This is a genomic window from Opitutus sp. GAS368 (assembly GCF_900104925.1).
Taxonomy (GTDB): Bacteria; Verrucomicrobiota; Verrucomicrobiia; order Opitutales; family Opitutaceae; genus Lacunisphaera.
In genome coordinates, this window is the sequence record NZ_LT629735.1 from 2,612,882 (window position 1) to 2,639,104 (window position 26,223).

Consider the following 26,223-nt stretch of genomic DNA (forward strand, 5'->3'; position numbering starts at 1 on the left):
GACGCCTGTGCCCGGCAGCCAAGGCCCGTCGGGCCGCCAGCACACGGCTGAAACAGACGGGGTTCATGCCTTTGACGCTGTTTTGCGGGCCGCCGCTTGGCAACGCCTATCCCGCCCGGGGCCTAGAGTTGATAAGGCAGCGGGAAGCGGGACGTGAGCGCGACGACCTTCTGCTTGGTCGCGGCCAGCACGGCGGCCTCCTCGGGTTTGCCGATGGCCCCGAGCACGCCGTCGATCAAGCCGGCGATCTCGTCCATCTCGGCTTCCTTCAGGCCGCGGGTCGTCATGGCCGGCGAGCCCAGGCGGATGCCGGAGGCCTGGAAGGGCGAGCGGGTCTCGAAGGGCACGGTGTTCTTGTTGCAGGTGATGTTGGCCTTATCGAGTGTTTCCTGCGCGACCTTGCCCGTGAGCTCGGGAAACTTGGCGCGGAGATCGACGAGCATGAGGTGGTTGTCCGTGCCGCCGGAGTTGATCTTGTAGCCGCGCTGGGCCATGGCGGCGGCGAGGGCGCGGGCGTTGCGCACGACCTGCTCGCTGTAGGCCTTGAACCCGGGCTTGAGGCACTCGCCGAAGCACACGGCCTTGGCGGCGATGACGTGCATGAGCGGGCCGCCCTGGCCGCCGGGGAAGACGGCGGAGTCGATGGCCTTCGCGTGGGCCGCCTTGCACATGGTGAGGCCGCCGCGCGGGCCGCGCAGGGTCTTGTGCGTCGTGGTCGTGACGAAGTCGGCGTGCGGGAACGGCGACGGGTGGTGGCCGGTGACGACCAGACCGGCGATGTGCGCGATGTCAGCGAAGAGGAACGCGCCGACCGAGCGGGCGATCTCGCCCATGCGGGCGAAGTCGATAATGCGCGAGTAGGCGCTGGCGCCGACCGTGATCATCTTGGGCTGCTCGCGCCCCGCGATGGCGGCGAGCAGGTCGTAGTCGATCAGGCCGGTGTCCTCGCGGACGCCGTATTGGACGAACTGGTAGAGCTTGCCGGAGAAGTTGGCCGGGTTGCCGTGCGTCAGGTGGCCGCCGTGGCTGAGGTTCATGCCGAGGATCTTGTCACCCGGCTGGAGCACGGCGGTGTAGACCGCGAAGTTGGCCTGCGAACCGGAGTGCGGCTGGACGTTGGCGTGCTCGGCGCCGAAGAGCTGCCTGGCGCGCTCGATGGCGAGCACCTCGACCTTGTCGACCTGCTCGCAGCCGCCATACCAGCGCTTGCCCGGGTAGCCCTCGGCATACTTGTTGGTGAGCACCGAGCCCATGGCCTCGATGACGGCCGGGTTGGTGAAATTCTCGGAAGCGATGAGCTCGATGTGGCTCTGCTGGCGGGCGAGCTCGCCGGCGATGACGGCGTAGACCTCGGGATCGAGTTGCTTGAGGGGGGTGGCGTTGAGGGACATGGGGAAAAAGGAGCCGGGAGCCGGCGGTGAGGGGAAGACTATTTTGCGGGCAGGAGTGTCTTAAGGTAGGCCACCACGCTGGGGATGGCCTCGACCATCTCGTCGCGGGCGGCCTCGTAGACCTTCAGCGGGCCGCCATAAGGGTCGCCGATCTCATGGTCGGCGGGGGCCGGCAGGAAATCGCGGAACAGGTGCAGGTGGGCCGGCGCGGGCCGGGCGCGCATCCGGATGATGGCGCGGTGCGATTCGGTCATGCCGAACACGGCCACGGCGTTGTCCAGCAGGTCCTGCGTGAGCGGCTGGCTGACCTGGCCCGAGATATCGATGCCGACCTTCTTGAGCGCGACGACGGAGTTTTCGGAGATGGGCTCGCCCGGGCGGGCGGCGACGCCGGCGGAGAGGACCGGGAGCGACTTCAGCGGCTCGGGCTGGCCGGCGAGCGCGTGCTTGAGCAGGCCCTCGGCCATCGGACTGCGGCAGATGTTGCCGGTGCAGACGACGAGGATGTGGCCGGGTGATGGCATGCGATTATGGGGCCAGAAAAGGACACGAATTCATCTCAAAGGCAAAGGCTGAGTTCCCATTCCCCGTAGCGGCGGTCTGTGACCGCCGGACGGCGCTCATAGAGCCCCGCTACAGCGCAGTCAGCGGGGCTTCAGCGCCAGCAGCGTCCGGTGCAGGTGGATGGCGCGTTGCAGCACGCGATCGATCAGCGGGGCGGGTGTTTCCGGCGCGCCGGCGGGTTTCGGCGCGGTGGGGTCGGGCGGGGGCGGGGGCTCGGCGTCGGGATTGCCGTTCTTGAACTCGTGCACGAGGGTCGCCTCGTCGAAGCGTTCCTTTTCGATCTTGCCGGTGATGAGTTTGTCCAGCGCCGTGCCGGCCTCCAGGGCGTCATAGGCACGGCGGTCGGTGGCGGCATCGGTCTGGACGACGACCTTCGGCGCGGGCGTGGATCCCGGGGCGCCGAGGGTAAGCGCCGGCGAGGTGCGGATGACCGCGGCCAGGGCGGCCGGGGTGGCCGGGCTGACCAGGATGAAGAGCGGGGCGCCGGCCGCATGGCCGGCGAGGGCGGACTGCAGGGCGGCCGCCGAATCGTCGCGCGCCGTCGCGTAGCGCAGGTCGAGCACCAGCGCGCCGGCGCCGGGCACGGCCTGGTGAAGGGCGGCGTCGGATTCGGCGAGCGAATGGATGCGCAGGTAGGCGAGGCCCGAGCCGAGGTCGGTCAGCTCTGTGGCTTTGGCGCAGAGGGGAGCAAAGAGCAGGACGCAAAGAGCCAGAAGCACTGGAACGAATATCCGGGCCAATGCCCGATGCCTGTCATTCTGAGGCGAAGCCGAAGAATCCAGCAGGATGACCGCCGGCGAGAGTGATGCTGGATCCTTCACTTTGTTCAGGATGACAGGTCGTGTGTTTTTCATTTTCGATTGAGCTGTTTGGCGCCGATGTCGCGGCGGAAATATTTGTGGGCCCACTGGATCTGATCGCAGGCGGCGTAGGCGCGCTGGGCCGCTTCCTTCAGGGTCGGGGCCAGCGCGGTCACGCCGAGCACGCGGCCGCCGTTGGCCGTGAGTTGGCCGGCGGCATTCTGCGCGGTGCCGGCGTGGTAGATGGTGACAGCGGGGAGCAAGGAGCCGGGAGCAGGGAGGGTAATGACGTCGCCCTTGGCGTAGCTGTCGGGATAGCCCTTGGCGGCCACGACGACGCACAGCGCGTAGTCGGATTTCACCTCGAGTTTCATCCCGCGCAACCCGCCGTGGGCCGCCGCCCAGAGCAGCGCGAGCAGGTCGGTCTTGAGCCGCGGCAGCACGACCTGGGTCTCCGGGTCGCCGAAGCGGGTGTTGTATTCCAGCACGCTCGGGCCGGACGCCGTGAGCATGATGCCGATGAACAGCGTGCCGCGAAACTCGATACCCTCGCTCGCGATGGCGGCGACCGACGGTTGGACGATCTCGCGCTCGATGCGCGCGAGCAGCGCGGGCGTGACGACCTCGGCGGGCGAGTAGGTGCCCATGCCGCCGGTGTTCGGGCCGGTGTCACCGTCACCGATGCGCTTGTGGTCCTGCGAGGTCGGCAGAATCACGTAGTCGCGCCCCGAGACGACCACGAGCAGCGAGGTCTCCTCGCCGAGCAGACAGTCTTCGATGAGGATCTGGCTGCCGGCGGAACCGAATTTGTTTCCCGCCAGCATGTCGCGGATGGCTTCCTCGGCCTCGCGCAAGGACTGCGCGACCACGACGCCCTTGCCGGCGGCGAGCCCGTCGGCCTTGATGACAATCGGCGCGCCGCGGCGGCGCACATAGGCGATGGCGGGATCGACCTCATGGAAGATGCCCGCGGCCGCCGTCGGGATCTTGTGCTTCAGCAGGATTTGCTTCGTGAAGACCTTCGAGGCCTCGAGCCGGGCACCGTCGGCCTTGGGGCCGTAGGCGGGGATGCCGGCCTTGGTCAGCGTGTCGACGAGGCCGAGCGACAGCGGCACCTCGGGGCCGACGACGACGAACTCCACCTTCTCCCGTTGCGCCAGCGCGGCGAGCCCGGCGATGTCCTCGACCGGAACCGGGCAGCACGTCGCGTCCGCGGCGATGCCGGCGTTGCCCGGGGCGCAGAGCAGGCGCGGTTTCGCCGGCGAGAGGGCGAGCGCACGGACGAGCGCGTGTTCGCGCCCGCCGGAGCCGACGACAAGGACGGAGGAAGGCAAAGGCATTGTGTTACGTGTTAGGTTTTAGGAGTGAGGCAACAAGCACTTAATACCTAAAACCTAAGACATAACACGGCTCACAGCACCTGCAGGGTCTTGCGATAGAAGCGCACGACCTCGTCGGCGTCGTCGGTGAAGAGCACGTAGTCCTTCATCCAGGCCGGGGCGCGCTTCTGGTCGATCATCGCGTAGAACTGCTTCTGCAGGTCCTTCCAGAAACCGGCGCCGTAGAAGACGTAGGGCGTGCGCGGCCGGATGCCGAGCTTGAGGTTGCACATCTCGATACCGATCTCCTCGAGCGTGCCGACGCCGCCGACGTTGAAGATGCAGAAATCCGCCGCCTCGAACCATTTTTGGCGGAAGTGGCGCGACGATTCCTGGAAGGTGTTGAAGAAGTCCACGCCAAGCTCGGGCGGCTGGGCCTCGAGTTCGAGGAAGCAGGCGCCGGTCAGGGCGCCCTTGCTGCGCGCGGTCTCGGTGGCGAGGCGCATGACGCCGCCGCCGCCGCCGGTGAGCACGCCGAGGTTGGAGCCGATGAAGGCCGTGAGCTTGTCCACGAGGCCGCTGATGCGAGCGGTGTCGGCCTGCTCGAGCGAGTAGGCCGAGCCGTAGAAGGCGAGCACGGTGGCCTCCTTGAATTTCTGGGCGTTCTCCTCGCGCACGAAGAACCCGTGGTCCTTCTTGTAGGTGTGCATGTAGACGTCTTTCGTCGTCTCGTCATACCAGTAGACGCCGACGCCGATGGCATCAAAGGTGTCGAGGCGGGCGTGGGCGTTGCTCGAGAGGAAGTAGCCGTGGGTGCGCGAGGCCTTGCGGAAGACGATGCGCTTGAGCTTCACGTCGCCGATGCGGGTGATGAGTTCCATGTGCTCGAGCAGGTCGGGGAAGAAGTCCACCACGAGCGTGTCGGCGTCGGGGGCCGCGGCGTCGAGCGCCTGGATCATGGTGCGGTAACCGAGCGGGCAGGCCTTGGCGGCGAGCAGTTTCCTCAGGTCCTCGTCGCCGGCGCGGATGAAGATGGCGCGGTTCTCCATCGTGGCGCTCTGGCCGCGGACGGTGATCTTGGACTTCGGGTGCGCCTCGCCGGTGGCGACGGCCGGGCTGTCGTCGAGACAGCGGAACATGTCGGTGGCGGTGGCGAGGAGGCGCTGGCGTTTCTTGGCGAGCGCCTTCATCTCGGGATCGGTGCCCTCGGGCGCGCGGAAGATGTCGACCGAGACCATCGGGTTGACCACCGGCTGGTCGCCGGTGTTGTAGATCTCGAGCATGATATTCGTGCCGAAGGTCTTGATCGGGTCGAGCAGCACGGCCGAGGTGTGGATGCCGAGGTTGCCCGGGCCCTGGTTGAGCACGACGAAGTGCTCCTTCAAATACATGGAGCAGCTGGTGAGCACGCCGGAGCGCGGCGGGATGATGAGCGGCGAGGCGTCGTGGCGCTGCTGCACCTTGTCGAGGAAGGCGCGGCCGGCGTTGCCGGAGACGATGCGCTCGAAGGTCAGCCGCGGCAGGCGCGGGTTGATGGTGTAGGTGACCTGGTGGGGCGTGAGGAAGACGCGGCCGACGTGGTCGATGGAGATGGTGTTGGGCAGCTTGAGGCGGTTCTCCTTCAGGGCCTGCCAGATCTCGTCCGAGGTGAGCTTGGCGGCGGCGGGCGCGCGGAACAGGCGCCCGACGGGCGTGCCGGGGCGGAGGAGCTTCTTGAAATATTCGAAGTTCGGGAAGCTCTCGTCATACATGAAGGCCTCGGCCTCCAGCGTCAGGCGGTTGCCGTCGACGGCGGGCGCGCCCTTCGTGATCATCTCGATGCCGATGCGCGCGAGCGAACTGCGCTCGGTGAACTTGAGCTCGGCGAGGTGCGCCTTGAGGAAATCCATCTCGGCGGGCGAGCGCGGCCAGAAGACGAGGGTGAGGGCCACGGGGCCGTCCTTTTTCGGCCGGACGGTGAGAATCTGGCCGTCGGTGCTGTGCCAGAATTGGTTTTCGTTCATGGGATTGGCAAGCTTTGGGGACGTTGACGGGCCTGACAAGCCCGCGGTTGGGCGCGGGAATCCCGGGGAATTGCCGCCAAAGGGATTGATTTTTGCCGGGGGCGTGAGCAATTTCGCGCCTTTTACGGCACAAAACCGCCCGGGCCGTTTCCCAACCGGGCTACCTCAATCGCAATGAAATTCATCTCCCAAGTCAGTGCAGCCCTGATCAGCCTGGGCCTGCTCACCGCCGCGTCCGCTGAGGATGCGGTCAAGTTCAACGTCCCGGGTGTCTCGACTCCGGCCAGCACGCCGGCGGCTCCGGCCGCGCCCGCGACGACCCCGGCGGCCGCGCCGGTGGCGGCGCCCGCCACGGTCAAATTCACCGAGGCCCAGCTGCTCGAGGCTTTCGGCTATATTTATGTGCTGCAGACCCGCATGGGCGCCCAGGTCGATGCCCTGGAGTTCACGCCCGCCGACAAGGAGGCCATGGTGCGCGGCATCAGCCTCGCCTTGAACGGCAAGGAACTGCCCTATGACCCCAAGCAGATCCAGGGCCAGCTCCAGGAGTTCATGGCGCACAAGCAGGAGGCCTTCATGACCAAGCTGCGGATGAAGAACCTGTCGGACAACCTGGCCTTCTTCACCAAGCTGAAGGAAAACAAGAACATCGTAGAACTGCCCAGCGGCCTGCGCTATGAGATCCTCAAGCCCGCCACCGGTGCCGTGCCGAAGCCCGGCCAGCTCGCCACCATCCACTACACCGGCACGCTCATCAACGGGCAGGTGTTTGACAGCTCGGTCGAGCGCGGCCAGCCCATCGATCTACCCGTCGTCATGGCCACCCCCACCTCCCCCAGCGGCGTCATCCCCGGCATGTTCGAGGGCCTGCAGAAGATCGGAATCGGCGGCAAGGCCAAGCTCTACATCCCGCCCTCGCTCGCTTACGGCGACGAAGGCAACCAAGGCATCCCGCCGGGCGCCGCGCTGGTCTTCGAGATCGAAGTGCTCGGCGTGAAGGACGCCCCCAAGGACGCGCCGGCTCCGGCCGCCAAGTAAGCCCCGCGTTTCGCGCCACTTTCAACGCCTCCCGCCCGGGAGGCGTTTTTTTTGCGTTCGTGCTCAGCGCGGGGCGGCCCGCAGGTCGGCGACGAAACGGTCGATCGTCGCCGGCGCCGTGGCCCACGAGCACATCAGCCGGTAGCCGTGTTCGCCGATGAATTTGTAGAAATGCCAGCCGCGCGCCTCGAGGGCCGCCACGGTGGCGGGCGGCAGCTCGACAAACACGCTGTTCACCTCCGGCTCGCCAATGAGCTTCGCCCCGGCGGCGCGCAGCGCGGCGGCGAGCTTTTGCGCCATGGCGTTGGCGTGCGCGGCATGACGCAGCCACGCGCCGCTCTCGAGCATCCCGCACCACTGCGCGGCGGCAAAGCGCATCTTCGAGGCGAGCTGGCCGGCCTGCTTGACGCGATACTCGAACTCGCGCGCGTGCTCCCGGTTGAAAAAGACGACGGCCTCCGTCGTGTTCATGCCGCCCTTCGTGCCGCCCAGGCAGACCACGTCCACGCCGGCGCGCCAGGTGAAGTCCGCCGGCGTCACGCCGCGGGCTGCCAGCGCCGCGGCGGCGTTGGCCAGGCGCGCGCCGTCCAGGTGCACGGCCATCCCGTGCGCCTTCGCCACGGCGGCCAGCGCGCGCACCTCATCGGGGGTGTAGATCGTGCCGAGTTCGGTGGCCTGCGTGACCGAAAGCGCGCCGGGCTTGGGGTAATGGATGCCATGGCCGCGGCCGAAGACCGGCGCGAGGTCCGCCGCGCGCAGCTTGCCGCCCGGCCCGCCGAGGGTGATGATCTTGCTGCCGCCGGTGAAGAATTCCGGCGCGCCGCACTCGTCCGTGTCGAGGTGCGAGACCGCGTGGCAGAGGATGCTGTGGTGGCTGCGGCAGAACTGCGCGAGCGCGAGCGCGTTGGCGGCGGTGCCGTTGAAAACGAAGAACACCTCACACTCCGTGGCGAAGAATTCCGCGATCAGTCGCTTGGCGCGGGCCGTCCACGGGTCGTCCCCGTAGGAGGGCGCCTGGCCGGCGTTGGCGGCGGTGAGCGCGGCCAGCGCCTCGGGCGCCAGCCCGGCGGTGTTGTCGCTGGCGAAGGTGTAATCGGGGGTGACGGACATGACGCGGCCAGCGTGCGGGTTTTCAAGGGGTTTGAACAGGGCGAAGTAGGACGGAACGCGCACTTGCACCCGGCCGGCGCGCGGTGTTCGTTGAATCCCGACCAATGACTCCGCCGGACACCAACCTCTACCTCGTGGGCTTCATGGGCACGGGCAAAAGCACCGTGGGCCGGCAGGTCGCCCGGCAGCTGGGCTTCCAGTTCCTCGACAGCGACCACGAGATCGAGCGCGCCCAGGGCAAGCCGGTGGCGAAAATCTTCGCCGAGGAGGGGGAGCCGCGCTTCCGCGCGCTGGAGCGCGAGTTCATCGAGCACGGCCATCCGGCGCAGCGCTGCATCGTCGCCTGCGGCGGCGGGCTGGTCGTGCCGCCCGGCATGCTGGAACTGCTGCATGCCCGGGGCGTGGTGATCTGCATGCATGCACCGATCGAGACCATCCTGAAGCGCACCATGCACACCAACCACCGGCCGCTGTTGCAGGTGGAGAACCCCGAGCAGCGCCTGCGCGAGCTCTACGCCCAGCGGGAGGAGATCTACCGCCGCACCGGCACGATGGTGCTGACCGACAGCCGGCCGCTGCGGGAAATCACCGGCCACGTGTTGCGCGTCTACCGGCTCGAGGCGGCGCACTTCAAAAAATGACCGCCGGGGCCGGGTTGCAGGTTGGAGGGGCGGAGCGCGAGGCGCTGCGCGAAAAATTGCGCGCGCTCGGTTTTGACGAGGTCCGCTTCGCCGCGGCCGGGGCGGAGGCCGGCGCCGGGCTGCGCGACTGGCTGGCGGCCGGCATGCACGGCGACATGGCGTGGATGGAGCGCACGGCGGAAAAACGCGCGGCGGCGAACCTCGTGCTGCCGGGCGTGCGCTCGGTGATTTTGCTCGGCGTCAATTACTGGAGTGACCCGCCTTCGCCTTCGCCTGGGGCTGCGGCGCGGCAAGCGGAGGACCGACCGGTATGGGCGCGCTATGCGCAGCATGAGGATTACCACGACACGATGAAGTCCGGGCTCGAGGCGGCCGGGCGCGTGCTGGAGGAAATGGGCGGAATCACCGCCGCCGACTACCGCTATTATGTGGACACCGGGCCGGTGCTGGAGCGCGGGTGGGCGGCGCGCAGCGGCCTCGGTTTTCGCGGCAAGAACGCGATGCTCATTTCAAAAAAGCACGGCAACTGGCTGTTCCTCGCCTCGATCCTCACGCGGCTGGAGATCGCGCCCGACGAGCCGCTGAGAAAAAAGCCGGCGGCGGACGGGGCCGAGCCCGCCGGCCTGCTGTGCGGCAAGTGCACGCGCTGTCTCGACGCCTGCCCGACGGACGCCTTCCCGGCGCCCGGCGTGGTGGACGCGCGGCGCTGCATTTCCTACCAGACGATCGAGAACAAGGGCATCATCCCGCCGGAACTGCGCGCCGGCATCGGCACGCATGTCTATGGCTGCGACATCTGCCTCGAGGTGTGCCCGTGGAACCGGTTCGCCCAGGCCGGCCGGCACCTGTTGCTGGCGGCCCGGCACGACCTCGCGGAGCTGACGCTGCCGGAGTTGCTCGAGCTGACGCCGGCGCGGTTCGCGGAGGTTTTCCGGCGCACGGCCATCAAGCGCCTCAAGCTGACCGGCCTGCTGCGCAACGCCTGCGTCGTCGCGGGCAACGCGGGCGGGGCGAACCTGTTGCCGGCGCTGGTGAAACTCGCGGCCCACGAGTCGGCCGTGGTCCGGGCGCACGCCGTGTGGGCGGTGCGGAAAATTGCGGGGGCGCGGGCCGAGGAATTGCTGCGGTCTGTGCGCCAGGCGGAGACAGACGCGACGGTGCTGAGTGAGTATTCCTGTAGCGGCGGTCTGTGACCGCCGTCCGGCCGCTACAGGCCAGGCATCACGCCTTGGAGCTGAACGCCGCGCGCATCTTCGTCGCGAAATCGGCAGGCGGGCGGACCGGCTCGCCCTTTTTGTTGATGAAGGCGTGGGTCGTGAAGCCGGTGACGAGCAGCTCGTCGCCGCGCCGCACCTCGTATTCGAGGTGGATGCGCAGCACCGGGCGCTCCTTGAGCCGGGTGATGACGGTCACGACGTCGTCGTAGAGCGCGGGCTTGAAGAACTTCGTGCCGAGCTCGATCACGGGCAGGTGGTAACCCTGCGCCTCGAGCTCGCGGTAGGGCAGCCCGCATTCCTTGAGCAGGGTGGTGCGGCCGACCTCGAACCACGGCAGGTAGTTGCCATGGTAGACGATGCCCATCATATCGGTCTCGGCGTAGCGGACGGTGATGGCGGTGCGCGATTCGAGCATGGGGTCAGCTTGCGGCCTCGGCGGGCGGTTGTCCAAACAAGGATGAGGCGGAGTCGCGCCAGGTGTGCGCGCGGGCGCGGGCGCGGCCGGCGTCGCCGAAGCGGCGGCGCAGCGCGGGGTCGCCGAGCAGGCGGGCGAAGGCGGCGGTGAGCGCCGTGTTGTCGCCCGGCGTGATGAGCAGGCCGGTCTCGCCGTCGACGACCGCCTCGGGCACGCCGCCGATGGCGTGGGCGACGACGGGCAGACCGTGAGCGCCGGCCTCGAGGTAGACGAGCCCGAAGCCCTCGACGCTATGCCGGTGCGGCATGCTGGTCATGGCGAAGATGTCCGCCTGGGCGTAGATCGCGCCGAGCTGCTCATCGGGAATGTCACCAAGGAACTTGACGGGGAAGTCGGTGCGGGCGGCCGCGGCCGCCAGCGCGGCGCCGTAGTTCTCCTTGTGGTGCGCGCCGACCAGCCAGTATTCGATGCGGTCGCGCAAGGAGTCGGGGAGGGCCTGCAGTGCGGTGATGATCTCCAGCTGGCCCTTGCGCGGGTTGATCCGGGCGACGGTGAGGATGACGATCTTCCGGCGGGGCCTGGGATCCGCCGGTTCCACCGCCAGGTCGGTGCGCAGCGCGCCAGGCGTGATGACGACCTTGCCGGCGGCCGCAGGGAAACTCCGCTGCAGCAGATCCCGGGCGAAGGCGCTGACGACGCTGATGCGGGTGGCCTTGGCCAGCAGGTGCGAGGTGCTCCAGCGCAGCAGCCGGCGCGAGGCGAGGCGCTGGATCTCGGAGCCGTGGAAGGTCAGCATCAGCTGCGCCGGCCGGAGGGTGTCGAAATACTGCAGCAGCAGCATTGCCAGCAGCGGCCCCGGCTCGGGGATGTAGAGGGTCGCGGCGCGCAGGCGGTCGCGATGGGCCATGAGTTCGCGCGCCATGCGCCACTGGCTCAGGAGGCTGTGGTCGCCGGCGAGCGGCAGGCGGCGCACGGTGAAGGGCCGGGCGGGATCAGTGATTCCGGCCGGGAGGGCGGGGGCCCAGACTTCGACGTTGTAGCCCAGCTCCTGGGCGGCCCGGGCCATTTCGGCCGCATAGACTGCAATGCCTCCCCGGTGGGGATGAAACTCATGGGTCACCAGAACCAAGTGCCGGCCGGGTCGGTCCGTGGGACTGCTTGAGGCGGGAGGCTGCATCTGCCGGGGTTAAAATGGAGGAAACCCTTCGCTCGATTGTCAGTCAGATTGAAGGAAGCGGGCATGTGGCCGCGCAAGCAACAGCAAGTCAACAGGCTAAATTATCCCATGGAGGAGGCACAGTTCCGGCTTTTCCCGGGTTTTTTTGGGTTTACATATTCGCGAGCTTTAACTTACCTGATTTCCCAATGGCACAGGCAGCAACCAATCCTTCGGGCATCCCACTCAAACCGTTTACACCCGAGGACGATGCAAACCTACGCGAGGCTATTAAGCGCTGCTCGGCAGCGACTTATGAGGCGGCAGCGCAGTTCAGAAAAACCGGTAATACCGAGCATCTACCCGCCATTGTGCTGGGTATCATTGAGCGCTATGTGGAGCCGGATCTGCGCGCGAAACTGAAGGATGCGGATGATGATCTGCGGATTATCGAGGATCTTGGCATCGATTCCCTAACCATGATGGAAATCGTCATCCTCGTGGAGGATGTGCTGCAGATGACCATCAACAACGAGGAGTTGCGTTACCTCCGCACCGTGGGCGACGTGAAGACCTTCATCGAGTGCAAGGTCCGCGGCCTGCCCCTCCCGAAGCCCACCAAGTTCATCCCGATCGAGCAGATCATCTCGATCATGCCGATCCAGCCGCCGTTCCTGTTCCTCGGCGAGGCCTCGATCAATGCGCACGGCGCCAACGCCAAATACAAGATCAGCGGCCAGGAGTTTTTCCTGCAAGGTCACTTCAAGGACAATCCTGTGCTGCCTGCGTCCATCATGCTCGAGGCGCTCGGCCAGCTCGCCGTCCTCTTCCTGCTCGAGGGTCAGGTGGGCGAGGCCGGCCGGGTCGTCGATCATCGCACCATTTTCTTCACCTCCTGCGAAGGCGTCCGCTGCCACCGCGTGTGCAAGCCGGGCGACGTGCTCAGCCTCTCCATCAAGCCCAAGCGCCTCAAGTCGCCGCTGGCGACGTTCGAGGGCCAGATCCGCGTGGGGCAGGAGAAGGCGGCCATCGCCGAGGAAATCACGCTGACCTTTGCGTTTGCCGAGGAAGTCGTCCAGCCCGCGCCGCAGGCGCAGCCGGTGGACGCCGTCGCTCCCGCCGCCAAGGCCGCGGTCAACGCCTGAGTGCGCCTTGGCCGTCCGGCCCGTTGCCCCGCGGCTCCGGCAGTTGACCGGGTGGGCAAAAGCGCTTTGATGGCCCGCACCCTGCGAGCCGGGCCCGAAGCCCGGCTCGCGTTCTAACACCCATATGCGGAAAGTTTACATCACCGGCGTCGGCTTCATCACCAGCATTGGCAACGATGCCCTGGTGGTGACGGAAAGCCTGCGCGAGCTGCGCCACGGCATGGTGCAATACCCGCCGTTCCAGAAGCCGGACGTGCCGGTGAAGGTCGCCGCCCCGATCCGCGATTTCCAAACCGACACGACCGACCAGGAGGACTGGATCTTCCCAGCCCGCTACAGCATCCGCCGGGAGACCCTGCGCGGCATGGCGCCCCACGGCATCTACGCCTACTGCGCCATGCAGCAGGCGGTCGAGGACGCCAAGCTGACCGAGGCGGACTGGTCCAACCCGCATACCGGTCTCTACGCCGCCTCCGCCGGCTCGCCCTTCCTGCTCGGCCACCACCTGGAGCGGATGCGCAAGCAGGGCGTCATGCGCTGCCCGCCGCTCGGCGTCGTCGCCTCCATCTCGGGCACGGTGAATTTCAACCTGGTCTCGCAGTTCAAGATCAAGGGCGCCTCGACCGGCTTCTCCTCCGCCTGCGCTTCGTCGGCCCACGCGCTGGGCTTCGCCTACGACGAGATCGCCCTCGGCCGGCAGAAGCGCATGTTCGTCATCGGCGCAGAGGACGGCAACGTCGAGAGCATCCTGCCCTTCGCCGGCATGCGCGCCCTCTCGCTGCAGACCGACCCGTCCATCGCGTCGCGGCCGTTTGATGTCGCCCGCGACGGCTTCGTCGGCACCGGCGGCGCGACGGTGCTCGTGCTCGAGAGCGAGGAGGAGATCGCCCGCCGCAAGCCCAAGGTCTATTGCGAGGTCGCCGGCTGGGGTCAGGCTTCCGACGGCCACAACGTCGCCATCTCGCATCCCGAGGGCACCGGCCTGCGCATGGCGATCGAGAACGCCTTGAAATATTCCGACACCACCGCCGAGCAGGTCGACTACGTCAACGCCCACGCCACCTCCACGCCCATCGGCGACATCTCCGAGGTCCGGGCGCTCAAGGCCATCTTCAAGAATTCCCCGACGCGGCCCGCCATCAGCAGCACCAAGGCGCTCACCGGTCACGGCCTGTCGCTCGCCGGCGCGATGGAGGCGGGGTTCTGCGCGCTGGCCATGAAGGCGGGCTTCATGCCGGGCTCGGCGCACATCACCAAGCTCGACCCGGCCTGCGAGGGCTTGAACATCATCCGCGCCACGCTGCCGCACCAGCCGCAGGTCGTGCTCAGCAACAGCAGCGGCTTCGGCGGGGCCAACGTCGCCCTGATCTTCAAGGCGATCTGATCTCCGGCCGCATGAGCTCCCCGCTTTCCGCCCGTTACCGCACCGCCTTTGTCACGGGCGCCAGCACGGGTCTCGGCGGCGCTTTTGCGCAGATGCTGCTGGCCGCGGGCGTCGAGGTCTGGGGCACGGCCCGCGATCCGGCGCGGCTGAAGCTCGCCCACGCGATGTTCCACCCGGTCGCCCTCGAGCTGGGCGACGGCCCGGCGGCGGAGCGTGCGTTCCTCGAGGCGGGGAAGGTCGCGGGCGGCTTCGATATTGTCATCAACAATGCCGGGTTCGGCGCGTTCGGCGCCTTTGCCCACACCGACTTCGCCGTGTGGGAGGAGCAGTTTCGCGTGATGCTCGTCAATACCGCCCGCCTGAGCCATGCCGCGCTGCGCGGCATGCTGGCGCGGAAGCAGGGCGCGCTGGTCAATATCTCGTCCATCGCCGGCGAGTTCGGCATGCCCTATCAGGCCGCCTACAACACGACCAAAGCCGGCCTCTCCGCTCTCAATGAGAGCCTGATGTATGAGGTGAAGGGCACCGGCGTCATCGTCATCGATTTCCGTCCGGGCGACTACCGCACCGACTTCGAGGGTTCCGTCCGCCGCCCGCCGGGCGCCGCCGGGCCGGGGCAGGATAAGGCCTGGGCCGCGTTTACCGCCATGATGCAGTCGGGTCCCGCGCCCGTGGGCGCCGCCGCCGACTTGGAGCGCGCCTTGCTCCGCGGTCGCAGCGGCACGGTGCGCAGCGGCCGGTTCTTCCAGGCGGTGCTGGCGCCGTTCATCGCGCGATTCGGTTCGCTCAATTTGAAACGGAAGATCCAGGAGAAGTATTTCGGTCTCTAAAATGCCGCGCGTCCGCATCCTCGTCCTGACCTCCAGCACCGGCGCCGGCCACGACGCGCGCGCGCAGGCTTTCGCCGAGTGGTGCTTCGAGCTCTACCGCCACGAGGTTGACGTGCGCATCGAACAGATGCTTGAGAAGTCCTCCGGCTTCTTCAGTGCCGGGGTGAATTTCTACAACTGGATTCAGAAAAAGTCCCCGTGGCTCCACAAGGCCTTCTATCTCTTTGTCGAGCTGCTGAGCTTCCTCAACAAGAGCTCGGTGAGCTTCGGCCGCGCCTACTACGAGCGCGTGCTGCTCGAATACAAGCCGCACCTCGTCTTCAGCGTCCACGACTGCCTCAACCGCGGCTATTTCCAGCTGGCGCGGAAGGTCCTCGGCGCGGAGAACGTCCGGTGCGCCACCTACTGCGGCGAGTTCTCCGGCGGCTTCGGCTACAGCGTCAACTGGGTCGAGCCCAGTGCCGACCTCTATATCTCCCGCACGGGCACCGCCCGCGATTACGCCGTGAAGATCGGCATGGCCCGCGACCGCACCCGGGTGCGCGGCCACCTGATGCAGCCGCGCCAGCACACCGAGATTCTCAAGGCCGAGGCGCGCACGGCCTTCATCGAGGAGCGGCTCGAGCTGCGCTCCGACCTGTTCACCGTGTTCCTCGCCACCGGCGGCAACGGCGCCAACAACCACCTCGACCTGCTGCCGAAGCTGCTGCCCCATGCCGGCCGGGTGCAGGCCATCGTGATCTGCGGCAGGAACCGCGAGGCCTACAACCAGCTCGTGCACTGGCGCGCCGAGCACCCGGAGTTCAACTGCTTCGTGGACGGCTTCTCCGAGGAAGTGCACCTGCTCATGCAGGTCAGCGACGCCATCGTCACGCGCGGTGGCACGACGACCTGCGCCAAGGCGCTGCATTTCCGCTGCCCGATCATCTTCAACGCCATCGGCGGCATCATGCCGCAGGAGGAGCTGACGGTGAAATTCTTCCGCAACGGCGCCGGCGCCGAGCTCATCGCCAACGCGGCGGACTTCGAGCGCGTGATCGGCGCCTGGATGGAGAACCGGCGCACCTACGACCGCCTGCGCGCCAACTTCCTCAAGCTCCGCTACGAGGAGGACCCGACGCTCGTCGTGCGCGAGCTGGTCGACCTCGCCCAGGAAGCTTCCGGTACGGATCTCCAGCCCGGTCCCTTCCCGCCGAAGCCGCGGAAGGTTGACGGGACGGCTACGCCTTTCGGAAAATAAAAAGCGCGGTTGGCGCCGCGCTTGGGAAGGCGGAATGAGCCTGCGGATCAGGCTGCGAGATAAGGGAGCTTCTTTGCGGTTTCCTTCACGGCCGGGACGCCGTCGAGGAGCTCGCCGATGGCGTCCCAGCGGCCGTTGACGAGGGCGTCGCGGGCGGACTCGCGCTGAGCGATCTTCACGCTCTGGCCGGCGAAGCGAGCCTCGAGCTTCACCAGGTCGATGACGACCTCGGCCGCCGGGTTCTTCTCGATGGCGGCGGCGATCTTGGCGATGTCCTCGCGGGCGGCGGTGACGCAGGGCATGCCGAGCGTCGTGCTGTTGCCGAAGAAGATCTCGGCGTAGCTCTCGGCGATGACGGCCTTGAAACCGTATTTCTGAATGGCCTGCGGGGCGTGCTCGCGGGAGGAGCCGCAGCCAAAGTTGGCGCCGGAGAGGAGGACTGTCGCGCCCTTGAGGCGGGCGTCATTCAGCGGGTGCGGCTTGTCGGTGCCGTCGGCGTTCTTGCGGACGTCGTAGAAGAGGAATTCACCGAGGCCGTCGAAGGTCACGCACTTCATGAAGCGCGCGGGGATGATGCGGTCGGTGTCGATGTCGTTGCCCGGGACGTTGACGGCGCGGCCGGTGACAGAGGTGATTTTAGCGAGAGCCATGGGAAGAGGATTTTTGTCACCACTAATGCACACTAATGGGACACTAATGTTTCAGTGGTTCGGATTAGTGAGAAATTAGTGGAGATTAGTGGTGACCAGATTTGTCAGTTGACCGCGAAGACCTCGCGGGCGTCGGCGACGGCGCCGGTGACGGCGGCGGCGGCGACCATCACCGGACTCATGAGCACGGTGCGGCCGGTGGTCGAGCCCTGGCGGCCCTTGAAGTTGCGGTTGGAGGAGCTGGCGCAGAGCTGGTCGCCGATGAGCTTGTCGGGATTCATCGCCAGGCACATCGAGCAGCCGGCGGCGCGCCACTCAAAGCCGGCCGCGGCGAGCACCTTGTCGATGCCTTCCTTCTCGCACTGGAGCGCGACAATCTGCGATCCCGGGACGGCGATGGCCTTGACGCCCGCGGCGACCTTGCGGCCCTTGAGGTATTTGGCGACCTCGCGGAAATCCGAGAGGCGGCCGTTGGTGCAGGAGCCGAGGAAGGCGACGTCGATCTTGGTGCCCTTGATCGGCTTGCCGGCGGGCAGCTTCATGTAGGCGAGGGCCTCGATGATGCCGGCCTTGTCGTCGGCCGAGGTGGCGGTGTCCGGGCTCGGGACATTTTCGTTGATGGTTATGCCCTGGCCGGGATTGATGCCCCAGGTGACGGACGGAGCGACGTCGTCGGCGTTGATCTTAACGACGTCGTCGTAACGGCAGCCCGGATCGGAGGCGAAGGACTTCCAGCGGGCGACAGCGGCATCCCAGGCGGCGCCGGTGGGCGAGTAGGGGCGGCCCTTGAGGTAGGCGAAGGTGGTCTCGTCGGGATTGACGTAGCCGACGCGCGCGCCGCCTTCGATGGACATGTTGCACACGGTCATGCGCTCTTCCATCGTGAAGCCGTCGAAGGTGGATCCGGCGTATTCGTAGGCGTAACCGGTGCCACCGTTGACGCCGAGCTGGCGGATAATGTGGAGGATGACGTCCTTGGCGTAGACACCGGGCGGGAGTTTGCCGTTCACCTCGATGCGGCGGACCTTGAGCTGGCCGAGGGCCATGGTCTGGGTGGCGAGCACATCGCGCACCTGGCTGGTGCCGATGCCGAACGCGATGGCGCCGAACGCGCCGTGGGTGGAAGTGTGGGAATCGCCGCACGCGATCGTGGTGCCGGGCTGGGTGATGCCCTGCTCGGGGCCGACGATGTGCACGATGCCCTGCTTGCCGGTGGCGCGGTCAAAGAAGGTGATGCCGAACTCCGCGCAGTTTTTCCGCACTTCGTCCATCATGGCCTGGGCGAGGCTGTCCTTGTAGGGCTCAACGAGTTCGTTGGTCGGAATGATGTGGTCCACCGTCGCGAAGGTGCGGTGCGGCATGAGGACCTTGAGCCCGAGGTCGCGCAGCATGCCGAAGGCCTGCGGCGAGGTGACCTCATGGATCAGGTGCGTGCCGATGAGGAGCTGGGTCTGGCCGTTGGCCAGTTTCTTGACCGCGTGGGCGGCCCAGACTTTTTCGAAGAGGGATTGAGGGGAAGACATGGGAAAGTCGTTTCCCGCGGATTTCGCGGATGGGCGCGGATCAAGACCAAAACCGATTGGTAATCCGCGTTCATCCGCGTGATCCGCGGAGAGTTGATGGGCCAGAGATTACCAGAATCTTGCCATAACAAGAAATACTTGTTTCATGCTCTGTGATGCCCAGAGAGTATCAATATCCGTTCGAGCTCCGGCACCTCGTCTACTTCCGCGAGGTGGCGCGGCAGCTGCATTTCAGGAAAGCGGCCGAGACACTCGCCGTGGCCCAGCCGGCGCTGTCGCGGAGCATCGCCCAGCTGGAGACCGCGCTCGGGGTGGACCTGCTCAACCGCACGCGCCGCAAGGTCGAGCTGACGGCGCCCGGCCGGGTGTTCTTGGAGCGGATCGAACCGCTGTTGCGCGGGCTGGCGGCGGTGCCGGGTGACATCCAGGCCCTGGCCGGCGGGCAGGCCGGGCAGGTGCGGGTGGCGTTCACGGGCCTCGCGATGGCGACCGTGCTGCCGGGCATCCTGCGCGATTTCAACCGGCGCTACCCGGGCATCCGGGTCGAGTTGAACGAGTCGCCCACGTCGGCCCAGCTCGAGTCGCTCAAGACCGGCGAGATCGCGTGCGGGTTTTTCCACCCGGAGGCCGCCACGATGCCGGGGTTGGCGACCAAGCTGCTGCTCCAGGAAAAAAACGGCGTGCTCCTGCCGGCCGACCACGCGCAGGCCAAGGCAAAGAAACTCCGCCTGCGCGACCTGGGCGCCACGCCGTTCGTGATGTTTCCCCGCGCACACAATCCCGGGTTCTACGACCGCGTGCTCGCGGCGTTCACGCAGGCCGGGGTCACGCCGCGCATCGCCGACGAGGTCTGGCCGCGGGCCAACGCCATCGGCCTGGTGCGCGCCGGGCTCGGCGCGACCTTCATGGCCCCCTCTGAGGCGAAGCAGCTGCCGGGGGAAGTCGTGTTCCGCCCGCTCGACGGCCCGGCGCCCGAGAGCCGGCTCGTGCTCGGCTGGCGCAAGGACGTGGCCCCGGATCCCGCGCTCGGGGCGTTTCTCGTCGTGGCGGGAGCGGCAACCGCATGAGAAAAGTGTCGTCCCGAAATACAATAGAACCTTCCATGCGTCTGCTTTTTCATGTCATTCTGCGCGAAGCGAAGAATCCAGCAGGACATCCGTATCGGACTGGATCCTTCGCTACGCTCAGGATGACACGCTACGGAAATTGAAAACCTCGCTCCACATCGCCCTCCTGTTCACGACCTTTCCCAAGACGTCGGAGACCTTCCTCCAGCGCGATGTCGCGGCGTTGCAGGCGAAGGGCCTGAACCTGAAGCTCTATTCGCTGTGGGGCGGAGGCGGCACCTTCAACGGCCTGACGGTGCAGGCGTTCAACAAGTGGCGGCTCATAGAGGTGTTCTTGGTGATCATCCCGTGGCAGATCATCCGCCGGCCGCGGCTGATGCGCGACCTGTTCGAGGGCGTGTGCACGCGGCGGCCGCCGTCATGGCTGAATTTCTGGGAGAACATGCTCGGCGCCGGCTTTGCCGGCAGCTTTGCCCGCGAAATGCGCCGCGATCCGCCGGCGCTGGTGCACGGGGCCTGGGGTGGGGCGCCGGCGACCGCCGGTTGGATCCTCTGGCGCATGCACGGTTGGCGCTACAGCGCCGGGGCGCACGCCTACGACATTTACGAACATGGCGGCGACTGGTGGTTGTTGGAAAAACTGCAGCCTGCGCGCTTCATCCACACTTCGACTGACATGGGTAGGCACGAGCTCGTCGCGCGCGGCGTGCCCGCCGACAAGATCCGGGTAATCCGCCGCGGGCTCGAGACGTTCCCGGCGTTCAAGCCGCTGCGGGCGAACCGCCGGCCGTTGCGGCTGCTCTGCATTGCGCGGCTCGTGCCGAAGAAAGGCCTCAATTACCAACTGCTCATCTACGCCGCACTGAAGGAGGCGGGGATCGCCTTCGAGGCGCGGATCGTGGGTGACGGCCCGTTGCGCGAGATGCTCGAAAGCCGTACGGCGCAATTGAGCCTCACCGGCAACGTGAAATTCACCGGCCAGCTGGCACAGCCCGAGGTCTGGGAACAGCTCGCCTGGGCCGACGTGCTGCTGCATACGGGCATCGTGGCGCCGAGCGGCGACCGCGACGGCCTGCCGAATGTCATCCCCGAGGCCATGGCCGCGGGCGTGCTGGTCGTGACGTCGCCCGTGTCCGCCACGACAGAGGCGATCAGTCAGGAACGCACGGGCCTCGTGGCCGATGTGGACCTGCCGCTGGCGTGGGTGGTGGCCCTGCGCCGGCTGAGCGAGGACGACGCCCTCGCTGAGGCCTTGCGGGCCGGCGCCCGGCGCTGGGTGGAGGAGAATTACGACGCACACAAGAACACCGCGCAGCTGGTCGAGTGCTTTGAAAAAGCAATGAAGGATTGATGGCCACAAAAAGGCACAAGAATGCACCAAAACAGAAAACCAGTCAGCGGTTGTCATCCTGAGCGGGGCGAAGGATCCATCGGCGCGCAGACATTCAATTGGGTTCTTCGCTGCGCGCAGAATGACAGACATGGTATGTTTTCGTGCCGTTTCGTGCCGTTTCGTGGCCAACCCCCTGCATGATTTATTACGACACCACGAAGATGGGCGCGGCCAGGCAGCGCTCGGGCCTGACCCGGGTGAGCGCGCGGCTGCGCGAGGAATTCGGCGGCACCGTCACCGAAGTGGCGTGGGACGCGGCGCGGCGCGCCTTTGTGACCGACAGGGGAAAGGCGCCGGTGGTTTTCGCGGCGACAGACTGGCTGTTCACCGTGGAGCTGTTCAGCGAGGCGGAGCGCCCGGGATTTTGGGACTTCGTCAATCATGCGCCGTGCCAGCTGGCGGCAATGTTTCATGATGCCATTCCGCTGCGCTGGCCGCAGATCACCTGGCCGCAGAGCGTGCAGCGGCATCCGGAATACATGAAAATGCTCGCGGGCTTCGACCGGGTGTTCGCGATCTCCGCGGCGAGCCGGCAGGATCTCACCGGATTCTGGCGCTGGCAGGGCGTGACGCCGCGAGCGCAGATGGATCTGGTCGAGCTCGGGGCGGATTTCGACGGCGAGCACCGCGTGCAGCGCGATCCTATGATCGCCAAGGGCACACCGACGCTGCTGTGCGTCGGTATCATCGAACCGCGCAAGAACCAGGAATTCCTGCTCAATGTGGCCGAGGTGCTCTGGCGGGACCGGATCAACTTCGAGCTGCATGTCGTCGGCCGCGTGAACCCGCATTTCGGCGGCCCGCTCGCGGACCGGATGAAGCAGCTGCAGCGGCGCGAGCCGCGCTTCCGGTTTCATGCGGCGGCGGGGGACGCTGCGCTCGGCCGGCTTTACGCGACGGCGCGCGCGGTGGCATTCCCGACGATCGCCGAAGGCTGCGGCCTGCCGTTGCTGGAGGCGCTCTGGCGCGGAGTGCCCTGTGTGTGCAGCGACCTGCCGGTGCTGCGGGAGAACGCGGCCGGCGGCGGCTGTCTCATGGCGCGGGTCAATGACGCGGCGGACTGGGCGGAGAGGCTGCGGACGGTGCTGACCGACGCGGCGGAGAGCCGGCGGCTGCAAGCGGCCGCGATGGCGCGCAGCCTGCCGCGCTGGGCGGAGACGGCGGCGACGCTGCGCCGCGGGCTCACCTCGGCCTGAGGACGCCCCGCCTCCGCGTGGTCCGGCGTCGAAAGAGCTCCGCGCACCTTTGACTGATGTCAACTAATGGTTGACAGCAGCCGGATCGCGAATCCGGATTTAGCCGATCGGGCAACAACGCTGGCCGCCGAGATGGAGATTGGCGGCCATCCAGACCGGTCCGGCGACTAGCGCCGACCTTACATTCCAACCCTACATCTGCTTGACGGCGTGGGCCATCGCGGCGGCGATCTTCTCGAGATCCTCGTCGCTGTGCAGGGCGGAGACGGCGGTGCGGATCAGGTCCTTGCCCGGCGGCACGGCCGGGGCGATGGACATGACGGTGAACACGCCCTTGTCGAGCAGGGCGTTCCAGAAACGGTAGACGAGTTCCTTCGAGCCGAGCACGATCGGCACGGCGGGCGTCTCGCTGCCCCAGGTGTCGAGGCCGAGGCCCTTGAGCATTTCGCGGTAACGCTTGGTATTGCGCCAGAGTCGCTCGAGATGCTGCGGCTCGGTCTGGAGGATGTCGAGCGAAGCCGAGGCGGCGGCGGCCATGCTCGGGCTGATGGCGGCACTGAAGATGGTCTGCTTCGAGTTGGTGCGGAGGTATTCGATCAGCTCGCGCGAGCCGGCGACGAACCCGCCGGTGCTGGCAAGGGACTTCGACATGCTGCCGCAGAGGAGGTCGACCTTGTCGTTGAGCTTGAAATGGTCGACGGTGCCGCGACCCTGACGGCCGAGCACCCCGAAGCCGTGGGCGTCGTCGAGCACGGTGAAGCAGCCGGCTTCCTCACCAATGCTGGCCAGCTCCGGCAGGCGGCAGATGTGGCCTTCCATCGAGTAGACGCCCTCGATGACCAGCATCTTTGGCTGGGAATGGGGCACGCCCTTCAGCGCCTGGCGCAGGTCCTCGGGGTTGTTGTGACTGAAGCGCTCGGCGGTGGCCATCGACAGCCGGATGCCGTCCCACAGGCAGGAATGGATGTTCTTGTCGGCGAGGATGAGGTCGCCCTTCTGGGCGAAGGTGGCGACGGCGGAGCAGCAGGAGATGTAACCGGCCACGCTGATGTGGCACGCCTCGCGGCCGAGGAAGGCGGCGAGCTTTTCCTCCAACTCGACATGGTAGGCGCGCGAGCCGTTGGAGATGCGCGCCCCGGTGGTGCTGGTGCCCCAGATCTTCGGGCCCTGGCCGCAGGCCTCGATGACCTTGGGGTGGAACGACAGGCCGAGGTAGTCGTTGCTCGAGAGCATGACCATGTCGCGCCCCTGCAGCTTGATGCGCGTGCCCGACTGTGCCTCCATGGCGTGGTAGTAGGGCTTGTATTTCAGCCGCATCTTCGTCGCATAGTCATCCTGCGCGCGCTCGATGATGGCTTTCTTGGTCTTGGTGAAGAGGGACAGGGCCATGAAAAAAGGTGGGGCGACTAGAGGTCAGAACCCGAACCTTAGCAACCGCAAAGCCGTCCTCGCTCTGCGAGCTACGACGCGCCGAGGGCCGCTCACCCGCGCCGCGGCAGGGTGGTCATCCACTCCGCGAGCTCGCGGGCATAATCGACCCAGGATTTGACTGGTCGCGCGCGGCCCTGGGCCGCCAGCGCCGCCAACTCCGGCGGATTTCGCAGCAACCGGCGGATCGCCGCCGCGAGGCTGGCGGCATTGACGGACGGCAGCGCCACGCAGCCACCGCCGCGGGCCGATTCGCCCAGCGCCCCGGCGGCGGAACAAACGCAGGGTTTGCCGTGCTGCAGGCTTTCCAGCACCGGCAGCCCGAAGCCCTCGATCAGCGAAGGATAAACAGTGAACGCGCACTGCCGGTAGGCAGCGTGCAATTCGTCATCGGCGACCGCGCCCATGGACAACAGCGGCCGGCCGGCCTGCTGCAGCGCCGCGATTTTCGCGAGCGCCGGGCCGGCCGTATCGGCGCGCGGCAGGCCGAGCAGCTGGAGCTCGAATGTCAGGCCCTCCGTCCAGAGCGCCGCGCAGGCTTCCAGCAAGGCCAGATGGTTTTTCCGGCCCTCAATGGTGCCGACGCAAAGAATGCGCGGTTGAGCGTTGAGCGTTGAGGGTTGAGGGTCGGGAGCAACCGGGTCCAAACCCAAAGGCATGACGTGCACCACCGGGGTATCACCGACGCCGAGCCACTTCCAGTAGTCGCGCAGGCAGGCGGCGGAGTCCTCGGAATTGGCCGCGATGCCGTCGAAGAGCAGCAGCTCGCGCAGGTAAACGGGCAGGCGCCGCACGGTGCCCGGCGGCGTGAGTTCGGGCAGCTTCAGCCCGATCGCGTCGTGAAACACGGCCACGCGCGGCCCGCGCACGGCGGCGAGCAGCTCCGGCAGGTGGGCCCCGACGGCGGGCGAAAACAACTCGGGGCAAACCAAGGCGCTGCCGGCCGGCACGGCGGGGCGCGCGCCGGCGAGCCGGCGGGCGTGCCCGGCGATTTGCTGGTGCAGCGGCCACCGGGCGCCGCGTGGCCCGGCGGCGATGCGCCCGGGCGCGAGGTGGCGTTTCTCCCGGTCGTTCAGCGAACGCCACGCGCGGAGATAGGGATCGTGGCAGATAGCCTCCACCGGCTGCTGAGCCCGCAGCGCGGCATACAGCGACCGGCACACGCGCTGGATGCCCGTCTGCGCGCGGGTGTGGCTGGTGTGCGTGGCGTCGAGCAGCAACATGCTCAGGGTGCGGCAATCGGCAGATCGACCTGCCAGACGGTGGCATTGCGAATCTTGATGATCTTTGTCCAGCGGCCCCCGGTCCGTTGCCGGGCGTCGGCCTCCTCGAAATCATAAAGCACCGCGTAGGTCGGCCGGTGCTGGGCGTGCAGGACCTGGGCCAGCCGGAGAAGGTCGCCGGCCGCGACCTGTTCCCAGCGGATCACGAGAAAGTCCGTGTAATAGTGAAGCGCGCCGCTGACTTGCATGCAGATGATGGCGGCATTGGCCGGCAGGTGGTCGCGGGCCCACGAAGAGGCATCGGCGTAGGTGGCTTCCCCGGATTTGTTGAGCAGCAACTGGAGCCGGTCGACCTGCGCGATCTCCCACGCCAGGCCGGCCGCCAGCAGGAGGGGGCCGATGATTTTCCGTCGGGGCGCCGCGGCCAGGAACGAATGCAACGCGACCAGCGCGGCGAGAATGAGCGCGGGAAACACGGGGAGGATGAAGCGCAAATACCACCAAGTTTCCCCGGAATGGTAATAGAAGGCATAGAAGCCGATCAGCACCGCGGCCCAGGCCCCGAGCACCCCGAGTTCCCTTTGCCGGCCGGGCGGCCGGAAAGGGGCGGTCAGCGCCGCCACCACCAGGGGTGTCAGCAGCCCCGGGATCCAGAGCGCAAAAAACGGTAGGTTGTGCGCGGCAAATTCCCGGCTGAACGACAACCAGACATCGCCATACCCGGTGATGAAGGGGGAGCCGTAAATCTTGTCGTTGTAGACGGCCAGCAGCACGGCGCCCGGCAGGCCGCCCAATCCGACCCACAGGTAGGACCGCCAGGCCAGGCCCAAGGCCAGCGCGACGGGCACGACAAGCAGCAGGTCCGTCGGCCGGACCAGCACCGCCCAGGCCACGGCGAAACCGCAGGCCAGGCCCCAGCTCCATTTCTCCCGCGCGCGCAGCGCCGCATAGAGCGCCGCCAAGCACCAGACCGACGCGAGCAGGTCGCTCATCGGTTGCGTGGCGGCGAACAGATACAGCGGGCACAGCAACAGGACCGCCGCCCCCGCCAGGGACCAGGACGGAGGCAGCCCGACCCGGCGGGCGAACAGATAGAGCAGGCCGCCGCCGGCCAGCGCGGTGCAGATGTTCAGCGGGATGGTCGCCCAATCGAGCCCGAACGGCCAGGAAAACGCGGCCAGGTGCAGGGGAAGCCCCAAGGGGTAGGTCGGCGCCATCTCGTCCGTGCCCACCCGCGTCAGAAAACCCAGTGGCACATGAACCCCGATGCCAAACTCCGCGACGGTGTGGCCGGGGAGGACGGGCTTGGGCGTGGTCAGCCGGCCGGTGAGCAGCAGCGCGGCGCTGTTCAGGTAGCCGGAAGAATCCGACCCGCCCGCATAGGGTGACGTATACTGCCGGAGAAACAGGGCGTAACCGATCACCATCACGGCCACCAGCATCACCAACGACCGGTGGGGTGCGAACAAGGGTTTTGGCCGGGCGGGCGG

At 67.2% G+C, this 26,223-nt stretch carries 23 protein-coding genes; 10 read left to right on the forward strand and 13 right to left on the reverse strand.

Annotated features, from left to right (window positions below):
• Positions 1–122: 122 nt before the first annotated feature.
• The 5 genes from glyA to BLU29_RS11230 form a co-directional block, all read right to left on the reverse strand.
• Positions 123–1,391 (reverse strand): serine hydroxymethyltransferase, encoded by a 1,269-nt coding sequence (glyA, locus tag BLU29_RS11210; protein ID WP_091057852.1) that lies wholly within the window; start codon positions 1,389–1,391, stop codon positions 123–125.
• Positions 1,392–1,429: 38 nt separating this feature from the next.
• Positions 1,430–1,915, reverse strand: a complete 486-nt coding sequence (locus BLU29_RS11215) for a protein tyrosine phosphatase (protein ID WP_091057855.1) — start codon at positions 1,913–1,915, stop codon at positions 1,430–1,432.
• Between the two features lie 120 nt (positions 1,916–2,035).
• Positions 2,036–2,674, reverse strand: a complete 639-nt coding sequence (locus BLU29_RS11220) for a hypothetical protein (protein ID WP_091057856.1) — start codon at positions 2,672–2,674, stop codon at positions 2,036–2,038.
• 131 nt (positions 2,675–2,805) lie between these two features.
• Positions 2,806–4,095, reverse strand: coding sequence for a phosphoribosylamine--glycine ligase (gene purD / locus BLU29_RS11225; protein WP_091057859.1), 1,290 nt, complete (start codon positions 4,093–4,095; stop codon positions 2,806–2,808).
• 71 nt (positions 4,096–4,166) lie between these two features.
• Positions 4,167–6,077 (reverse strand): LOG family protein, encoded by a 1,911-nt coding sequence (locus tag BLU29_RS11230; protein ID WP_091057861.1) that lies wholly within the window; start codon positions 6,075–6,077, stop codon positions 4,167–4,169.
• A gap of 174 nt (positions 6,078–6,251) precedes the next feature.
• On the opposite strand from BLU29_RS11230, the gene BLU29_RS11235 reads away from it, so the two are divergent.
• Entirely contained in the window at positions 6,252–7,115 is an 864-nt protein-coding gene (locus BLU29_RS11235) for an FKBP-type peptidyl-prolyl cis-trans isomerase (RefSeq protein WP_091057864.1), read from the forward strand.
• A gap of 63 nt (positions 7,116–7,178) precedes the next feature.
• Here the strand turns inward: BLU29_RS11235 and BLU29_RS11240 are convergent, their stop codons facing one another.
• The gene (locus BLU29_RS11240; protein WP_091061106.1) at positions 7,179–8,225 is read right to left on the reverse strand and encodes a beta-eliminating lyase-related protein; all 1,047 of its coding nucleotides are present in this window, start codon (positions 8,223–8,225) and stop codon (positions 7,179–7,181) included.
• 104 nt (positions 8,226–8,329) lie between these two features.
• On the opposite strand from BLU29_RS11240, the gene BLU29_RS11245 reads away from it, so the two are divergent.
• Both BLU29_RS11245 and queG read left to right on the forward strand, forming a co-directional pair.
• Complete coding sequence (locus BLU29_RS11245; protein ID WP_091057867.1) at positions 8,330–8,866, forward strand: shikimate kinase; 537 nt, start codon at positions 8,330–8,332, stop codon at positions 8,864–8,866.
• Entirely contained in the window at positions 8,863–10,059 is a 1,197-nt protein-coding gene (queG, locus tag BLU29_RS11250) for a tRNA epoxyqueuosine(34) reductase QueG (protein WP_091057869.1), read from the forward strand. The genes BLU29_RS11245 and queG overlap by 4 nt, the downstream gene beginning before the upstream one ends.
• Positions 10,060–10,087: 28 nt before the next feature.
• Here the strand turns inward: queG and BLU29_RS11255 are convergent, their stop codons facing one another.
• Both BLU29_RS11255 and BLU29_RS11260 read right to left on the reverse strand, forming a co-directional pair.
• The gene (locus BLU29_RS11255; RefSeq protein ID WP_091057871.1) at positions 10,088–10,498 is read right to left on the reverse strand and encodes a thioesterase family protein; all 411 of its coding nucleotides are present in this window, start codon (positions 10,496–10,498) and stop codon (positions 10,088–10,090) included.
• A gap of 4 nt (positions 10,499–10,502) precedes the next feature.
• Positions 10,503–11,675 carry a glycosyltransferase family 4 protein gene (locus BLU29_RS11260; protein WP_091057874.1) on the reverse strand — a complete coding sequence of 391 codons (1,173 nt, stop codon included), beginning with the start codon at positions 11,673–11,675 and terminating at the stop codon, positions 10,503–10,505.
• A 350-nt stretch (positions 11,676–12,025) separates the two neighbouring features.
• On the opposite strand from BLU29_RS11260, the gene BLU29_RS11265 reads away from it, so the two are divergent.
• The 4 genes from BLU29_RS11265 to BLU29_RS11280 all read left to right on the forward strand — a co-directional run bounded on the left by BLU29_RS11265 (position 12,026) and on the right by BLU29_RS11280 (position 16,253).
• Complete coding sequence (locus BLU29_RS11265; RefSeq protein WP_231962221.1) at positions 12,026–12,799, forward strand: phosphopantetheine-binding protein; 774 nt, start codon at positions 12,026–12,028, stop codon at positions 12,797–12,799.
• 124 nt (positions 12,800–12,923) lie between these two features.
• The gene (locus BLU29_RS11270; RefSeq protein ID WP_091057878.1) at positions 12,924–14,183 is read left to right on the forward strand and encodes a beta-ketoacyl-[acyl-carrier-protein] synthase family protein; all 1,260 of its coding nucleotides are present in this window, start codon (positions 12,924–12,926) and stop codon (positions 14,181–14,183) included.
• A gap of 11 nt (positions 14,184–14,194) precedes the next feature.
• Entirely contained in the window at positions 14,195–15,013 is an 819-nt protein-coding gene (locus BLU29_RS11275; protein WP_091057881.1) for an SDR family NAD(P)-dependent oxidoreductase, read from the forward strand.
• A gap of 1 nt (position 15,014) precedes the next feature.
• On the forward strand, positions 15,015–16,253 hold the full coding sequence (locus BLU29_RS11280; protein WP_157693805.1) for a glycosyltransferase: 1,239 nt from the start codon (positions 15,015–15,017) through the stop codon (positions 16,251–16,253).
• 47 nt (positions 16,254–16,300) lie between these two features.
• Here the strand turns inward: BLU29_RS11280 and leuD are convergent, their stop codons facing one another.
• Both leuD and leuC read right to left on the reverse strand, forming a co-directional pair.
• Entirely contained in the window at positions 16,301–16,903 is a 603-nt protein-coding gene (gene leuD / locus BLU29_RS11285; RefSeq protein WP_091057883.1) for a 3-isopropylmalate dehydratase small subunit, read from the reverse strand.
• Between the two features lie 104 nt (positions 16,904–17,007).
• Positions 17,008–18,426: a 3-isopropylmalate dehydratase large subunit gene (gene leuC / locus BLU29_RS11290; protein ID WP_091057885.1), complete on the reverse strand. Its 1,419-nt coding sequence runs from the start codon at positions 18,424–18,426 to the stop codon at positions 17,008–17,010.
• A gap of 155 nt (positions 18,427–18,581) precedes the next feature.
• Between leuC and BLU29_RS11295 the strand changes: the two genes are divergently transcribed.
• The 3 genes from BLU29_RS11295 to BLU29_RS11305 all read left to right on the forward strand — a co-directional run bounded on the left by BLU29_RS11295 (position 18,582) and on the right by BLU29_RS11305 (position 22,082).
• The gene (locus tag BLU29_RS11295; RefSeq protein ID WP_091057887.1) at positions 18,582–19,493 is read left to right on the forward strand and encodes a LysR family transcriptional regulator; all 912 of its coding nucleotides are present in this window, start codon (positions 18,582–18,584) and stop codon (positions 19,491–19,493) included.
• A 139-nt stretch (positions 19,494–19,632) separates the two neighbouring features.
• Positions 19,633–20,844: a glycosyltransferase gene (locus tag BLU29_RS11300; protein ID WP_091057889.1), complete on the forward strand. Its 1,212-nt coding sequence runs from the start codon at positions 19,633–19,635 to the stop codon at positions 20,842–20,844.
• 179 nt (positions 20,845–21,023) lie between these two features.
• Positions 21,024–22,082: a glycosyltransferase gene (locus BLU29_RS11305; protein ID WP_091057891.1), complete on the forward strand. Its 1,059-nt coding sequence runs from the start codon at positions 21,024–21,026 to the stop codon at positions 22,080–22,082.
• 192 nt (positions 22,083–22,274) lie between these two features.
• Here the strand turns inward: BLU29_RS11305 and BLU29_RS11310 are convergent, their stop codons facing one another.
• The 3 genes from BLU29_RS11310 to BLU29_RS11320 all read right to left on the reverse strand — a co-directional run bounded on the left by BLU29_RS11310 (position 22,275) and on the right by BLU29_RS11320 (position 26,202).
• On the reverse strand, positions 22,275–23,471 hold the full coding sequence (locus tag BLU29_RS11310) for an aminotransferase class I/II-fold pyridoxal phosphate-dependent enzyme (protein WP_091057893.1): 1,197 nt from the start codon (positions 23,469–23,471) through the stop codon (positions 22,275–22,277).
• Positions 23,472–23,563: 92 nt separating this feature from the next.
• The gene (locus BLU29_RS11315) at positions 23,564–24,733 is read right to left on the reverse strand and encodes a glycosyltransferase family 1 protein (protein WP_091057895.1); all 1,170 of its coding nucleotides are present in this window, start codon (positions 24,731–24,733) and stop codon (positions 23,564–23,566) included.
• A gap of 2 nt (positions 24,734–24,735) precedes the next feature.
• Positions 24,736–26,202: a glycosyltransferase family 39 protein gene (locus BLU29_RS11320; protein WP_157693806.1), complete on the reverse strand. Its 1,467-nt coding sequence runs from the start codon at positions 26,200–26,202 to the stop codon at positions 24,736–24,738.
• Positions 26,203–26,223 lie beyond the last annotated feature (21 nt).

Coding starts and splice junctions, on each gene's coding strand:
- glyA (WP_091057852.1), bottom strand. CDS start 1,391: ATGTCCCTCAACGCCACCCCCCTCAAGCAACTCGATCCCGAGGTCTAC.
- BLU29_RS11215 (WP_091057855.1), bottom strand. CDS start 1,915: ATGCCATCACCCGGCCACATCCTCGTCGTCTGCACCGGCAACATCTGC.
- purD (WP_091057859.1), bottom strand. CDS start 4,095: ATGCCTTTGCCTTCCTCCGTCCTTGTCGTCGGCTCCGGCGGGCGCGAA.
- BLU29_RS11230 (WP_091057861.1), bottom strand. CDS start 6,077: ATGAACGAAAACCAATTCTGGCACAGCACCGACGGCCAGATTCTCACC.
- BLU29_RS11235 (WP_091057864.1), top strand. CDS start 6,252: ATGAAATTCATCTCCCAAGTCAGTGCAGCCCTGATCAGCCTGGGCCTG.
- BLU29_RS11240 (WP_091061106.1), bottom strand. CDS start 8,225: ATGTCCGTCACCCCCGATTACACCTTCGCCAGCGACAACACCGCCGGG.
- BLU29_RS11245 (WP_091057867.1), top strand. CDS start 8,330: ATGACTCCGCCGGACACCAACCTCTACCTCGTGGGCTTCATGGGCACG.
- queG (WP_091057869.1), top strand. CDS start 8,863: ATGACCGCCGGGGCCGGGTTGCAGGTTGGAGGGGCGGAGCGCGAGGCG.
- BLU29_RS11255 (WP_091057871.1), bottom strand. CDS start 10,498: ATGCTCGAATCGCGCACCGCCATCACCGTCCGCTACGCCGAGACCGAT.
- BLU29_RS11260 (WP_091057874.1), bottom strand. CDS start 11,675: ATGCAGCCTCCCGCCTCAAGCAGTCCCACGGACCGACCCGGCCGGCAC.
- BLU29_RS11270 (WP_091057878.1), top strand. CDS start 12,924: ATGCGGAAAGTTTACATCACCGGCGTCGGCTTCATCACCAGCATTGGC.
- BLU29_RS11275 (WP_091057881.1), top strand. CDS start 14,195: ATGAGCTCCCCGCTTTCCGCCCGTTACCGCACCGCCTTTGTCACGGGC.
- BLU29_RS11280 (WP_157693805.1), top strand. CDS start 15,015: ATGCCGCGCGTCCGCATCCTCGTCCTGACCTCCAGCACCGGCGCCGGC.
- leuD (WP_091057883.1), bottom strand. CDS start 16,903: ATGGCTCTCGCTAAAATCACCTCTGTCACCGGCCGCGCCGTCAACGTC.
- leuC (WP_091057885.1), bottom strand. CDS start 18,426: ATGTCTTCCCCTCAATCCCTCTTCGAAAAAGTCTGGGCCGCCCACGCG.
- BLU29_RS11295 (WP_091057887.1), top strand. CDS start 18,582: ATGCCCAGAGAGTATCAATATCCGTTCGAGCTCCGGCACCTCGTCTAC.
- BLU29_RS11305 (WP_091057891.1), top strand. CDS start 21,024: ATGATTTATTACGACACCACGAAGATGGGCGCGGCCAGGCAGCGCTCG.
- BLU29_RS11310 (WP_091057893.1), bottom strand. CDS start 23,471: ATGGCCCTGTCCCTCTTCACCAAGACCAAGAAAGCCATCATCGAGCGC.
- BLU29_RS11315 (WP_091057895.1), bottom strand. CDS start 24,733: ATGTTGCTGCTCGACGCCACGCACACCAGCCACACCCGCGCGCAGACG.